The following is a 12,947-nucleotide window of genomic DNA, read 5'->3' on the forward strand; positions in this document are numbered from 1 at the left end:
GAGAATCGTCATTCTAGGCGCAGAGAGGCCTGGCACACAGGGACAGTTGGCGAGCAGGCGCAAATGAAACTGTGCAGGTCGCAGCAACTAATTGACGATCGGCCGTCGATCAGTTGCTCAGGCGTGCCAAGGGGTTCGTGCATAAGCTCATCGGATCACTTTCAGGAGAATCGCCATGTACGGCATGCGCGCCCAGGACAAAGCCCCCGCGACACACTTTCGCAGTGACCGGTTGTGTCGCGTGAATGGGGAGTTGTTTTTCAGCACCCGTGAAAACACGCTGGAGGGGCCGTTTAATAATGCAGAGGCGGCGCAGCGCGAGATTCAGGCGTACATCGAGCGGATGCAGGCATCGAGTGCCCAGCTTTAGACCGAGGCGCTACCTTCGCGAGCAGGCTCGCTCCCACAGTTGATCGCATTCCAATGTGGGAGCGGGCTTGCCCGCGATAGCGGTTGATCAGGCGACACAGCTTTGCGAATTCAACGCACCGCCTCAAACAACCCCGTCGCGCCCATCCCGCCGCCCACGCACATGGTAACGATGCCGTAGCGCAAATTGCGGCGCTGCAACTCACGCACCAGATGCCCGACCTGACGCGAGCCGGTCATGCCGAACGGGTGCCCGATGGAAATCGAACCGCCATTGACGTTGTACTTCTCGTTATCGATCTCCAGCCGATTTCGGCTGTACAGGCACTGCGAGGCAAACGCTTCGTTGAGCTCCCACAGATCAATGTCGGCAACCTGCAAGCCCTTGGCCTTGAGCAACTTCGGCACCGAGAACACCGGGCCGATGCCCATTTCATCCGGCTCGCACCCGGCGACCGTGAAACCACGGAAAAACGCTTTCGGCTTGAGCCCCAGTTCCAGGGCTTTTTCCAGGCTCATCACCAGCGTCATCGAGGCACCGTCGGACAGCTGCGAGGAGTTGCCCGCCGTCACCGAGCCGTCTTCAGCAAACACCGGCTTCAGTCCCGCCAGGCTTTCCAGCGTGGTGTCTGCCCGATTGCAGTCATCGCGCTCAACGATGCCATCGAGGATTTGAATCGCACCGGTAGCCTTGTCTTCCACGCGGTACTTCACCGCCATCGGCACGATTTCATCATCGAACAGACCGGCGGCCTGCGCCTGGGCGGTGCGCTGCTGGCTTTGCAGGGCGTACAGGTCTTGCTCCTGGCGGCTGACGTTGTAACGACGGGCGACGATTTCGGCGGTCTGCCCCATCGGGAAGTAAATGCCCGGCACCTGCTCCTTGAGCAGCGGATTGATCAGGTTATCGGTGTTGACGCTTTTCATGGTCAGGCTGATGGATTCGACGCCACCGGCCACGATAATGTCGCTGCACCCCGAAGCAATCTGGTTGGCGGCAATGGCAATCGCCTGCAAGCCCGAGGAGCAAAAGCGGTTGAGGGTCATGCCGGCGGTGCCAATGCCCAAGCGCGAGAGCACGGCGACATTGCGCCCGATGTTGTAGCCCTGCGCGCCTTCGTTGGAGCCCGCACCGACGATGCAATCCTCGACGCTGGCCGGGTCGATGCCGTTGCGCGCTAGCAACGAGTCGACACAATGCGCCGCCATGTCGTCCGGACGGGTCTGGTTGAACTTGCCGCGAAAGGACTTGGCCAGGCCGGTCCGCACGCTGTCGACGATCACCACTTCACGCATGGCATACCTCATTGTTGTTATCGGTTGAGAGTGGACCGAGCATATGTCCACCTCATAACCGACCGCGACAATCATTCATCCCGCGTATGCGCAACCATCGACTCAGTCCTTGTGTTTCTTCGCCTTCTTGTCGGACTTTTCGAACGCCTCTTCCAGCGCCAGATTAATGGTGCGCAACACCTTGACCCGCGCCCAGCGCTTGTCATTGGCTTCCACCAGGGTCCACGGAGAGATTTCCGTGCTGGTACGGTCAACCATGTCGCCGACCGCGGCGCGGTACGCGTCCCATTTGTCGCGATTGCGCCAGTCATCCTCCGTGATCTTGAACCGCTTGAAGGGGATCTGTTCGCGCTCCTGGAAGCGTTCCAGCTGCGTCTGTTTGTCGATGGCCAGCCAGAACTTGACCACGATCACCCCGGCATCAGCGATCTGCTCTTCGAAATCGTTGATTTCGCTGTAGGCGCGCAGCCAGTCCGCCGGGCTGCAGAATCCTTCGATGCGCTCTACCAGCACCCGTCCGTACCAGGAACGATCGAACACGGTGAACTTGCCCCGCGCCGGAAGGTGTCTCCAGAAACGCCACAAATAGGGCTGCGCCCGCTCTTCTTCGGTGGGCGCGGCAATCGGCACGATGCTGTACTGACGCGGATCAAGCGCCGCCGCCACCCGGCGAATCGCCCCGCCCTTGCCCGCCGCATCGTTGCCTTCGAACACCGCCACCAGCGCATGTCGGCGCATGCGCTTGTCACGCATCAACCCGGAAAACCGCGCCTGTTCAGTTACCAACTGCTCTTCGTAGTCGTCTTTGTCCAGTTGCTGGGTCAGGTCGAGGCTGTCGAGCAGGTTCACTTGATCGACGCTGGGGAATACGGGCGCGGCACTGACTTTTTCCGGGTGTATCTTCGGCCGCTTCAACGCGCCGTGCAGGCTATCGAGCAGAATCTTGCCCACCACCAGGCTGCGATAGCGTGCGTCCATTCCGGCGATTACATGCCACGGCGCGTAGTCACGACTGGTGCGACGCAATACCCGCTCGCCGAACTTCACGAACCGGTCATACGTTTGCGATTGCTGCCAATCCAGCGGGCTGATGCGCCAGCTGTGTAACGGGTCGTCGGCCAACGCTTTAAGGCGGGCCTTCATTTGTTTCTTGGAGAGGTGGAACCAGAACTTGACGATCAACGCGCCTTCATCGCACAGCATTTTCTCCAGACGCTCGGCCGCGTTGATGGCCTGGTCGAGCCGAGGGTCCTTGAACTCGCCATGGACCCGGCCTTGTAGCATCTGGCTGTACCAGTTTCCGAAGAAAATCCCCATGCGTCCCTTGGCGGGAAGCATCCGCCAATAGCGCCAGGCCGGTGGCCGTGACAGCTCTTCGTCGGTTTGCTGGTCGAACGTGCGGACCTCGATCAGGCGCGGGTCCATCCATTCGTTGAGCAACTTGACCGTCTCGCCCTTGCCGGCACCTTCGATGCCGTTGATCAGAATGATCACTGGAAACCGGCTCTGCTGGCCTAGCTCAAACTGAGCTTCGAGCAAGGCTTCGCGCAGTGCCGGCACTTCGGCGTCATAGGTTTCTTTGTCAATGGCGTGGTCGATTTCAGCAGACTCAAACATGGGCGGCTCCCTTCCAGATGTGAGCAAGACTAGCGGATTGATTCCTCCAGCGGGGGAGAAATCCGATTTTCACTGTCGGGACCGCCATGGACCTTGCCATGGATCAGGCAGCGTCCCGTCGATCGGCTAGAATGGCGGCCTTGCCGTTGCCGAGCCTGCCATGAAACCTGTATTGCCTCACGCCCAACTCGACTGGGATGACCAGGGTCGTCCGTACTCGCGAGTGTTCGACGATGTCTATTTTTCCGACAAGTCGGGCCTCGAAGAAACCCGTTACGTGTTCCTTGAGCAAAACGCTCTGCGTGAGCGTTTCAGCACGTTGGCGGACGGCGGCCGACTGGTGATTGGCGAGACGGGCTTCGGCACCGGATTGAATTTTCTGTGTGCCTGGCAATTGTTCGAACAGCACGCCGTGGCGGGTGCACGGCTGCACTTCGTCAGCGTCGAAAAGTACCCTCTGAGCTTGCCCGACCTGCAGCGAGCCCTGGCGTTGTGGCCGGAACTCAAACCGTTCGCCGATCAATTGCTCGCCCAATACGTGGCAATTCACCACGGCTTCCAGCGTCTGATTCTGGACAACGGCCGCGTGACGCTGACCCTGTTGATTGGCGATGCACTGGAACAATTACCGCAACTGGACGCACAGATTGACGCCTGGTTTCTCGACGGTTTCGCCCCGGCAAAAAACCCCGACATGTGGACCGCCGAACTGTTTGCCGAACTGGCACGGCTGGCAGCGCCCGGCTCGACCATCAGCACGTTCACCAGTACCGGTTGGGTGCGACGCTTGCTCAATGGCGCAGGGTTCAAGATGAAGCGCACGCCGGGCATCGGCCACAAGTGGGAAATCCTGCGGGGCGTGTTCCTCGGATGGCCCGAGGACGCCGCTGCGCCCATTGCCGTAAAACCCTGGTTTGCGCGTCCGGCGCCGTTGACGGGCGAGCGTCATGCCTTGGTCATCGGTGCCGGCCTGGCCGGTTGTGCAAGCGCTGCCAGCCTGGCGGCGCGGGGTTGGCAGGTGAGCCTGCTGGAGCGCCACGACGCGCTGGCGCAGGAAGCCTCGGGCAATCCACAGGGCGTGCTGTACCTCAAGCTTTCGGCCCATGGCACGGCGCTGTCACAATTGATTGTCAGCGGTTTTGGCTACACCCGACGTTTGCTTGAGCATTTGCAGCGGGGCCTCGACTGGGACGGTTGTGGTGTCCTGCAACTGGCGTTCAATGCCAAGGAGGCGCAGCGTCAGGCGCAACTGGCGGCGGCGTTCCCCGAGGGTTTGTTGCACACACTGGATCGAGAGCAGGCCCAGAGCCGTGCCGGCATCGGCCTGCAATCGGGCGGCCTGTTTTATCCCGAAGGCGGTTGGGTGCACCCGCCCGCCTTGTGCCAATGGCAAGCCGGGCAACCGAATATCAAGCTCCTGATGCACCACGAGGTCCTGGAACTGCGTCGCCAGGATAATCAGTGGCAAGCCTGGGACGGCGAGACCTTGCTGGCGAGCGCACCGGTCGTAGTGCTGGCCGGCGCAGCCGAGATCAAGCGCTTCCCCTACAGCGGCGAACTGCCGCTCAAACGCATTCGCGGACAGATCACTCGTCTGCATCAGACACCTGGCAGCCAAAGCCTGAGTACTGTGGTCTGCGCCGAAGGGTATGTCGCGCCAGCCCGGCTGGGTGAACACACGCTGGGCGCCAGTTTCGATTTCAACAGCGATGACCTGACACCCACGGCGGCCGAGCATGCCGGCAACCTGAACATGCTCGAAGAGATTTCGGCGGATCTGGTCGAACGGCTCGGCGCGCACACCCTGCAACCTGAAGCACTTGAAGGTCGCGCGGCGTTTCGCTGCACCAGCCCGGACTACTTGCCGATTGTCGGCCCCTTGGCCGATCACCTGGCTTTCGCCGACGCTTACATCGCCCTGAGCAAGGATGCCCGGCAAACGCCGGACATCCCTTGCCCATGGCTGGACGGCTTGTACGTCAACAGCGGCCATGGTTCACGGGGATTGATCACCGCGCCGTTAGCAGGCGAATTGCTTGCCGCCTGGCTCGATGACGAACCCCTGCCGCTTCCCAGGACCGTGGCCGAAGCCTGTCATCCCAACCGTTTTGCGCTGCGGCGTTTGATTCGGGGTCAATGACCCCGAAGTAGCTCGTTCAATGACCGATTAACAGCACGAAAATCTGGTCTGTTCTGTGGTTGATGCAGCAGCATTTTCAATGCTTGGCAGCAATATGTACCGCACGCCCCCACCTTTTTTCGGGTAAGACCGCCCCGTCCACCACACGGGCTTATTACTTATCGATCTAAAACTCCCACAGTCCCACTGGGTCAGTTTCTGAGTACTCGCCGATTTGGCCGGGTATCGATTGACCCTCCCCAACGGAAAAACCGGTAAGGATTTTATGTGCGGATTAGCTGGCGAGTTACGCTTCGATCATCAACCTGCGGACCTCGCGGCCGTTGAACGAATCACCCATCACTTAGCCCCTCGTGGCCCTGACGCGTGGGGTTTTCATGCTCAAGGACCGATTGCCCTGGGCCATCGGCGCTTGAAAATCATGGACCTGTCGGACGGCTCGGCGCAGCCGATGATCGACAATCAACTGGGCCTGTCCCTGGCCTTCAACGGCGCGATCTATAACTTCCCCGAGTTACGCACCGAGCTCGAAAATCTCGGTTATGCGTTCTACTCCGGCGGGGACACCGAAGTGCTGCTCAAGGGCTATCACGCCTGGGGTGAAGCCTTGCTGCCCAAGCTAAACGGCATGTTTGCGTTCGCCATTTGGGAGCGCGACGCCCAACGATTGTTCATCGCCCGCGACCGTCTCGGCGTGAAGCCGCTGTACCTGTCCCGAACCGGCCAGCGCCTGCGCTTTGCCTCAGCGTTGCCGGCGTTGCTCAAGGGTGGCGACATCAACCCGATTCTCGACCCGGTGGCGCTCAATCATTACCTGAACTTCCACGCCGTGGTCCCGGCGCCGCGCACCCTGCTGGCCGGCATTGAAAAACTGCCACCGGCGACCTGGATGCGCATCGAAGCGGACGGCAGCACCGAACAGAAAACCTGGTGGACGCTGCCCTATGGTCCACGCGCCGACGAGATCGACCTGACCCTCGAAGACTGGCGTGACCGTGTCCTCGATAGCACGCGCGACGCCGTGGCGATCCGCCAACGGGCGGCGGTCGACGTTGGCGTTCTGCTCTCGGGCGGCGTCGACTCAAGCCTGCTGGTCGGGCTGTTGCGTGAAGTCGGCGTGGAAAACCTGTCGACCTTCTCCATTGGTTTTGAGGATGCCGGCGGCGAACGCGGCGACGAGTTCCAGTATTCGGACCTGATCGCCACCCACTACGGCACCCGGCATCATCAATTGCGCATCGACGAAAAAGAGATCATCGAGCAATTGCCAGCGGCGTTCCGCGCCATGAGCGAGCCGATGGTCAGCCATGACTGCATCGCCTTCTATCTGCTGTCACGCGAAGTGGCCAAGCATTGCAAAGTGGTGCAAAGCGGCCAAGGTGCGGACGAGTTGTTCGCCGGTTATCACTGGTATCCGCAGGTCGATGGCGCAAGCGATCCGTACACGGCTTATCGCGAGGCGTTCTTCGACCGCAGCCATGAGGAGTACGCAGCCACTGTGCAGCCGAAATGGCTGACGGCGAATGACGCCGCCGGTGACTTCGTGAAGGAACATTTCGCACAGCCCGGTGCCGAGGCGGCAGTGGACAAGGCCTTGCGTCTGGACAGCACGGTGATGCTGGTGGACGACCCGGTCAAACGCGTCGACAACATGACCATGGCCTGGGGGCTGGAGGCACGCACGCCGTTTCTTGACTATCGCCTGGTGGAATTGTCAGCCCGCGTGCCGGGCAAATTCAAACTGCCGGGCGGTGGCAAACACGTCTTGAAAGAAGCCGCGAGATCGGTGATTCCGAGTGAAGTCATCGACCGCAAGAAAGGTTACTTCCCGGTGCCAGGCCTCAAGCATTTGCAAGGTGACACGCTGAACTGGGTGCGCGACCTGTTGCTTGACCCCAGCCAGGATCGCGGCCTGTTCAACCCGGCCATGCTCGACCGTTTGCTGACGGACCCGCAGGGTCAATTGACCCCGTTGCGCGGCTCAAAGCTGTGGCAACTGGCGGCCCTGAACCTGTGGCTCAGTGAGCAAGGAATCTGATCGATGAAACCCCACGCCACGGCTTATAGCCAACGCTTGTTGCGCGGCCAGCCACCTTCTTATGAACGCTTGCAGGCGCGTCTGGCCGAAGATGGCAGCGCCTTGAGCGCCGCGCCGATTGCCGTGCATTGCGGCTGGGGCCGGTTGTTGATCGGGCACACCTTTCCTGATCCGGCCTGCCTCGCCCAAGCGCTGCTCAACGAGCAGCCAGGCGAGCGCGACATTGCGCTGTACGTCGCCGCGCCTCAACAAATACTCGGGCTGGAGCCGGCTCAGCTATTTCTCGACCCCTCGGACACCTTGCGTTTGTGGTTCAGCGATTACCGTCAGGCCACTCGCGTGTTTCGTGGTTTTCGCATTCGTCGGGCACAAAGCGAGGCGGACTGGCAGGCCATCAACCAGCTGTATCAGGCGCGCGGCATGTTGCCGATCGATGCAAGTCTGTTGACCCCACGGCATCTGGGCGGCCCGGTGTATTGGCTGGCCGAAGACGAAGACAGCGGCGCAATCATTGGCAGTGTCATGGGCCTCAATCACCACAAGGCGTTCAACGACCCGGAAAACGGCAGCAGCCTGTGGTGCCTGGCGGTCGACCCGCAGTGTTCACGACCGGGTGTGGGCGAAGTGTTGGTGCGTCACTTGATCGAGCACTTCATGAGCCGTGGGCTCAGTTGCCTGGACTTGTCCGTTTTGCACGACAACCGACAGGCGAAAAGCCTTTACGCCAAACTCGGGTTTCGCAACCTCTCGACCTTCGCCATCAAGCGCAAGAACGGCATCAATCAGCCGCTGTTTCTCGGACCGGGGCCGCAGGCCAATTTCAATCCATATGCGCGAATCATCGTCGAAGAAGCCCATCGGCGCGGCATTGACGTACAGGTGGATGATGCCGATGCGGGCCTGTTCACCCTCAGCCATGGTGGACGCCGGGTGCGTTGTCGCGAATCGTTGAGCGACCTGACCAGCGCCATCAGCATGAGCTTGTGTCAGGACAAAAGCCTGACGCACAAAGTGCTCAAGGCCGCAGGGCTGAACCTGCCTGCGCAACAATTGGCCGGTAACGCCGATGACAATCTGGCGTTTCTCGATGAGCACGAGCGCGTGGTGGTCAAACCACTGGATGGCGAACAAGGCCAGGGCGTTGCCGTGGATTTGCGCACGATTGAAGAGGTGCAGCACGCCATCGAAGCCGCCCGCCAATTCGACAGTCGCGTGCTGCTGGAAAGCTTCCACGAAGGGCTGGACCTGCGGATTGTGGTGATCGGGTTTGAGGTGGTGGCGGCGGCGATTCGGCGCCCGGCGCAAGTGATCGGCGATGGTCAGCATGCCATCGGCGCATTGATCGAAGCCCAGAGCCGGCGTCGGCAGGCCGCCACCCGTGGTGAAAGCAAAATCCCGCTGGATCATGAAACCCAGCGCACGTTGCATGCGGCGGGTTACGACTACAACAGCGTCCTGCCAGCGGGCGAGCAGCTGTTCGTACGCAAGACAGCGAATCTTCATACAGGCGGGATTCTGGAGGACGTCACGGCGATCCTGCATCCGACCCTGGCGGACGCCGCGGTGCGGGCGGCACGGGCGCTGGATATCCCGATGGTCGGGCTCGACCTGATGGTGCTGTCCGCCGACCAGCCTGAGTATGTGTTTATCGAGGCCAATGAACGCGCCGGGCTGGCCAACCATGAACCGCAGCCGACGGCTGAGCGGTTTGTGGACTTGTTATTTCCGCACAGTCAGCCGGCGGGCTAGCTCCACGCTTGATCGTTCCCACGCTCCGGCGTGGGAATGCCTCACCGGACACTCCGCGTCCGCCCCTTGGACGCAGAGCGTCCCTGGCTGCATTCCCACGCAGAGCATGGGAGCGATCAGCTCTTCACTCATCAGGAGTTTCCATGATCAGCAAAATCCCTGAACCGGATCTCGATTACCTGCAAAAAGTCCTGCTGGAAATGCTCGCCATTCCCAGCCCGACCGGGTTCACCGACACCATCGTGCGTTACGTCGCCGAACGCCTGGAAGAGTTGGGCATTCCATTCGAAATGACCCGGCGCGGAACCATCCGTGCAACCCTCAAAGGCAAAAAAAGCAGCCCCGACCGTGCGGTTTGCGCTCACCTGGATACCATCGGTGCGGCGGTTCGTGCCGTGAAGGATAACGGTCGCCTGGCCTTGGCGCCGGTCGGTTGCTGGTCCAGCCGTTTTGCCGAGGGCAGCCGGGTCAGCCTGTTCACCGATAACGGGGTGATTCGCGGCAGCGTGTTGCCGCTGATGGCATCCGGGCATGCTTTCAACACGGCCGTGGACGAAATGCCGATCAGCTGGGATCACGTCGAACTGCGCCTGGATGCCTACTGCGCCACCCGCGCCGATTGCGATTCGCTGGGGATCAGCGTGGGCGATTTCGTGGCCTTCGACCCGCTGCCGGAATTCACTGAAAGCGGCCACATCAGTGCCCGCCACCTCGACGACAAGGCCGGTGTCGCCGCACTGCTCGCGGCGCTCAAGGCCATCGTCGACAGTGGTGAAGCGTTGATGATCGATTGCCATCCGCTGTTCACCATTACCGAGGAAACCGGCAGTGGCGCGGCGGCAGCGTTGCCGTGGGACGTCAGCGAATTCGTCGGAATCGACATTGCGCCCGTTGCACCCGGCCAGCACTCCAGCGAACACGCCGTCAGTGTGGCGATGCAGGATTCCGGCGGACCTTACGACTATCACTTGTCGCGCCATTTGCTGCGACTGGCCAGTGACAATGAACTGCCCGTGCGCCGCGACCTGTTCCGTTACTACTTCAGCGATGCGCACTCGGCGGTGACCGCCGGGCATGACATTCGCACTGCCCTGCTCGCCTTTGGTTGTGATGCGACCCATGGCTACGAACGCACCCACATCGACAGTCTGGCGGCGCTCAGTCGATTGCTCGGTGCCTACCTACTGAGCCCGCCGGTGTTTGCCAGCGATGCGCAACCGGCGACGGGATCGCTGGACCGGTTCAGTCATCAGATCGAACATGACACACAGATGGAAAGTGATACGCGGGTGCCGTCGGTGGACAGTCTGGTCGGGCAGCGGTCTGAAGGCTGATCCGGGTACTTCGTTGTCAGGTAAATCCCTTCGCGAGCAGGCTCGCTCCTACAACTGATCGCATTCCCCTGCTCGCGAAGGCGGTAGGTCAGAACGCATGAGGCCGAGACTAGTCGCAAGCGGTCATTCGCCGTAGCATCCCGACATTGTTTTAGCCGAGGTGCCCATGCTGATTCCCCACGACCAACTTGAAGTCGACACCCTGACCCGCCTGATCGAGGACTTTGTGACCCGTGACGGCACCGACAACGGTGACGATACACCGCTGGAAACCCGCGTTTTGCGGGTTCGCCAGGCATTGACCAAAGGTCAGGCGCTGATTGTCTTCGATCCGGAAAGCGAGCAGTGCCAATTGATGCTCAAGCACGATGTGCCCAAGCATCTGTTTGACTGAACGGTTCAGCGGCCCTTGGCCTTTGCCCGCTTGGCCTGGATGCGCTCATAGACTTCGGCGCGATGCACATTGACGTTTTGCGGCGCTTCGACGCCAAAGCGCACATTGGCGCCGTTGACGTTGAGGATACGCACTGAAATGTTGTCACCGATGGAAATCATCTCGCCCACAACACGACTGAGTACAAGCATGGCATTGGTCCTTCAGGATTACCGGTCCTTGAAGATGCCCGGCGCATCGAAGGGCTTCAATGCGATGACGACAAATCAGTCCGGCCCTACAGCACCGGACGACCACCACTGACGGAAACATCCGACAAATTGTTCGGACGCAGGAACAATCCTTCAGGAAACCGAGAAGCGCGGGCCGAACAAAATGACGCTCGCGCCGATCACGCACAACGCCACGCCGATCCAGTCCGAACTCAATGGACGAATCCGCTCGACGACCGCCAGCCAGCCAATTGAAGCGATGATGTAAATGCCACCGTAGGCCGCGTAGGCGCGACCGGCGTAGGCGGCTTCGACGCGGGTCAGCAGCAGCGCGAACAAGGTCAGGCTGAGCAGTGCCGGCACGACCCACCACACACTTTTGCCTTGGCGCAACCACATCCAGAACGCGAAACAGCCAGCGATTTCGAACAGCGCCGCGAGGAAAAACCACAGGTAATTGAGCATGCAGATGCCTCGTGAGGATGGCCGATGGCGGCCACCCTAACGACGCCGACACCCATGGGCAAGTTCAGTCAGCGTTTTGTTTGGCCTTGGCGCGCATTTTGTCGGCCATGACGGTCATTTCGTTGTAGAGCAGTTGCGGGTTCTTCTGTTTGATCGCCCACGCCATGCGGCCTTGTTCGTGAGGCAGGATCATGAATTCGCCGGCGGCCACCTGCTTGTAGATGTAGTCGGCAATGTCGGTGGCGGTGATTGGCGAACTTTCCAGCAATTTGCCGACCTGGGCTTTCATCGCCGGGGTCGGGCCGCGGAAAGAGTCGAGCAAGTTGGTCTGGAAGAACGACGGGCATACGACATGCACGCCTACTTCCTGTTGTGCCAGTTCGATCAACAGGCTTTCCGACAACGCCACAACGCCGGCCTTGGCCACGTTGTAGTTGCTCATGGCCGGGCCTTGCATCAGGGCGGCCATCGACGCGATGTTGATGATCTTGCCTTTGCTTTTCTCCAGCAGCGGCAAGAACGCCTTGCAGCCCTTGACCACACCCATCAGGTTGATCGCGATCTGCCAGTCCCAATCCTCCAGGGACAGTTCGCTGAAGAAGCCGCCCGACGCCACGCCCGCATTGTTGACGATGACATCGATGCCGCCGAGCTTCTCTTCGCACGCCTGGGCGAAGGCCGTCAGTTGGCTGTAGTCGCGTACATCGCAACGCTGGATAAAACCATCACCGCCGGCGTCGCGAACGAGTTTGAGGGTTTCTTGCAGGCCAGGCTCGCTGACATCCGACAAGGCCAGTTGCCAGCCTTCACGCGCCCAGCGCAGCGCGATTTCGCGACCCAGGCCCGAGCCCGCGCCAGTGATCATCATGCGATTTTGCATAGCAAACAGCCTTGTGGTTCCGGGGAAGATGCGCTGAGTGTAGCGAAGGACATAACCCGACCCACGCTGTATCAGATTGCTGAATGGCCCGAGCAAACCGCGGGCGCGTGTGCTCCAACTAATCCTGTGAAAAAGAAATAGCCGGGTCTTCAAAAAACATTAAAAAAACATGGAATTTTCCGACTCGCGCATCAGTCGGACTTTGTAAGCAGCTTGAAATTTTAACCTTCCAGCAGACAGTTAAAAGTCAGGTCTTTCCATAACACTTCCAACAAGGTAATAGACATGGGCACAATTTTGATCGTTATTCTCATTCTCTTGCTGATCGGTGGTCTGCCGGTCTTCCCGCACTCCAGAAGTTGGGGTTATGGCCCGTCGGGTATCATCGGCGTGGTATTGGTGGTGCTGTTGATTTTGCTCTTGCTTGGCCGGATATAACGGTTTAACAGGCAA

At 60.3% G+C, this 12,947-nt stretch carries 12 protein-coding genes; 7 read left to right on the forward strand and 5 right to left on the reverse strand.

The window, feature by feature from the left end:
• Positions 1 to 175: 175 nt before the first annotated feature.
• Positions 176 to 370 (forward strand): DUF6316 family protein, encoded by a 195-nt coding sequence (locus tag LOY55_RS22315; protein ID WP_046031734.1) that lies wholly within the window; start codon positions 176 to 178, stop codon positions 368 to 370.
• Between the two features lie 110 nt (positions 371 to 480).
• On the opposite strand, the gene LOY55_RS22320 is transcribed toward LOY55_RS22315, so the two are convergent.
• Positions 481 to 1,665, reverse strand: a complete 1,185-nt coding sequence (locus tag LOY55_RS22320) for a thiolase family protein (protein WP_258666790.1) — start codon at positions 1,663 to 1,665, stop codon at positions 481 to 483.
• 102 nt (positions 1,666 to 1,767) lie between these two features.
• Entirely contained in the window at positions 1,768 to 3,282 is a 1,515-nt protein-coding gene (gene pap, locus LOY55_RS22325) for a polyphosphate:AMP phosphotransferase (RefSeq protein ID WP_046031732.1), read from the reverse strand.
• A 160-nt stretch (positions 3,283 to 3,442) separates the two neighbouring features.
• Here pap and mnmC point away from each other — a divergent pair, with 160 nt between their 5' ends.
• The 5 genes from mnmC (at position 3,443) to LOY55_RS22350 (ending at position 10,937) form a co-directional block, all read left to right on the forward strand.
• On the forward strand, positions 3,443 to 5,422 hold the full coding sequence (gene mnmC, locus LOY55_RS22330) for a bifunctional tRNA (5-methylaminomethyl-2-thiouridine)(34)-methyltransferase MnmD/FAD-dependent 5-carboxymethylaminomethyl-2-thiouridine(34) oxidoreductase MnmC (protein ID WP_258666793.1): 1,980 nt from the start codon (positions 3,443 to 3,445) through the stop codon (positions 5,420 to 5,422).
• Positions 5,423 to 5,687: 265 nt separating this feature from the next.
• Complete coding sequence (locus LOY55_RS22335) at positions 5,688 to 7,460, forward strand: N-acetylglutaminylglutamine amidotransferase (protein WP_077431570.1); 1,773 nt, start codon at positions 5,688 to 5,690, stop codon at positions 7,458 to 7,460.
• Positions 7,461 to 7,463: 3 nt separating this feature from the next.
• Positions 7,464 to 9,209: an N-acetylglutaminylglutamine synthetase gene (ngg, locus tag LOY55_RS22340; protein ID WP_258666796.1), complete on the forward strand. Its 1,746-nt coding sequence runs from the start codon at positions 7,464 to 7,466 to the stop codon at positions 9,207 to 9,209.
• Positions 9,210 to 9,352: 143 nt separating this feature from the next.
• A complete protein-coding gene (locus tag LOY55_RS22345) occupies positions 9,353 to 10,543 on the forward strand; it encodes an osmoprotectant NAGGN system M42 family peptidase (protein WP_109785230.1) in 1,191 nt (396 codons plus the stop codon).
• 166 nt (positions 10,544 to 10,709) lie between these two features.
• Positions 10,710 to 10,937, forward strand: a complete 228-nt coding sequence (locus LOY55_RS22350) for a YheU family protein (RefSeq protein WP_003199186.1) — start codon at positions 10,710 to 10,712, stop codon at positions 10,935 to 10,937.
• A gap of 5 nt (positions 10,938 to 10,942) precedes the next feature.
• On the opposite strand, the gene csrA is transcribed toward LOY55_RS22350, so the two are convergent.
• The 3 genes from csrA to LOY55_RS22365 all read right to left on the reverse strand — a co-directional run bounded on the left by csrA (position 10,943) and on the right by LOY55_RS22365 (position 12,494).
• A complete protein-coding gene (gene csrA / locus LOY55_RS22355; protein ID WP_077431567.1) occupies positions 10,943 to 11,128 on the reverse strand; it encodes a carbon storage regulator CsrA in 186 nt (61 codons plus the stop codon).
• Between the two features lie 153 nt (positions 11,129 to 11,281).
• Positions 11,282 to 11,614: a YnfA family protein gene (locus tag LOY55_RS22360; protein ID WP_077431565.1), complete on the reverse strand. Its 333-nt coding sequence runs from the start codon at positions 11,612 to 11,614 to the stop codon at positions 11,282 to 11,284.
• Positions 11,615 to 11,678: 64 nt separating this feature from the next.
• On the reverse strand, positions 11,679 to 12,494 hold the full coding sequence (locus LOY55_RS22365; RefSeq protein WP_046031725.1) for an SDR family oxidoreductase: 816 nt from the start codon (positions 12,492 to 12,494) through the stop codon (positions 11,679 to 11,681).
• Positions 12,495 to 12,773: 279 nt separating this feature from the next.
• Here LOY55_RS22365 and LOY55_RS22370 point away from each other — a divergent pair, with 279 nt between their 5' ends.
• The gene (locus tag LOY55_RS22370) at positions 12,774 to 12,932 is read left to right on the forward strand and encodes a DUF3309 family protein (RefSeq protein WP_172825980.1); all 159 of its coding nucleotides are present in this window, start codon (positions 12,774 to 12,776) and stop codon (positions 12,930 to 12,932) included.
• Positions 12,933 to 12,947: the final 15 nt, after the last annotated feature.

Origin of the sequence: Pseudomonas sp. B21-040 (assembly GCF_024748695.1) — a bacterium.
GTDB lineage: Bacteria > Pseudomonadota > Gammaproteobacteria > Pseudomonadales > Pseudomonadaceae > Aquipseudomonas.

Excerpts from the sequence above, each read along its gene's own strand:
- LOY55_RS22320 (WP_258666790.1), bottom strand. The coding sequence starts at position 1,665 with ATGCGTGAAGTGGTGATCGTCGACAGCGTGCGGACCGGCCTGGCCAAG.
- LOY55_RS22345 (WP_109785230.1), top strand. The coding sequence starts at position 9,353 with ATGATCAGCAAAATCCCTGAACCGGATCTCGATTACCTGCAAAAAGTC.
- LOY55_RS22360 (WP_077431565.1), bottom strand. The coding sequence starts at position 11,614 with ATGCTCAATTACCTGTGGTTTTTCCTCGCGGCGCTGTTCGAAATCGCT.
- pap (WP_046031732.1), bottom strand. The coding sequence starts at position 3,282 with ATGTTTGAGTCTGCTGAAATCGACCACGCCATTGACAAAGAAACCTAT.
- LOY55_RS22365 (WP_046031725.1), bottom strand. The coding sequence starts at position 12,494 with ATGCAAAATCGCATGATGATCACTGGCGCGGGCTCGGGCCTGGGTCGC.
- LOY55_RS22335 (WP_077431570.1), top strand. The coding sequence starts at position 5,688 with ATGTGCGGATTAGCTGGCGAGTTACGCTTCGATCATCAACCTGCGGAC.
- LOY55_RS22315 (WP_046031734.1), top strand. The coding sequence starts at position 176 with ATGTACGGCATGCGCGCCCAGGACAAAGCCCCCGCGACACACTTTCGC.
- ngg (WP_258666796.1), top strand. The coding sequence starts at position 7,464 with ATGAAACCCCACGCCACGGCTTATAGCCAACGCTTGTTGCGCGGCCAG.
- csrA (WP_077431567.1), bottom strand. The coding sequence starts at position 11,128 with ATGCTTGTACTCAGTCGTGTTGTGGGCGAGATGATTTCCATCGGTGAC.
- mnmC (WP_258666793.1), top strand. The coding sequence starts at position 3,443 with ATGAAACCTGTATTGCCTCACGCCCAACTCGACTGGGATGACCAGGGT.
- LOY55_RS22350 (WP_003199186.1), top strand. The coding sequence starts at position 10,710 with ATGCTGATTCCCCACGACCAACTTGAAGTCGACACCCTGACCCGCCTG.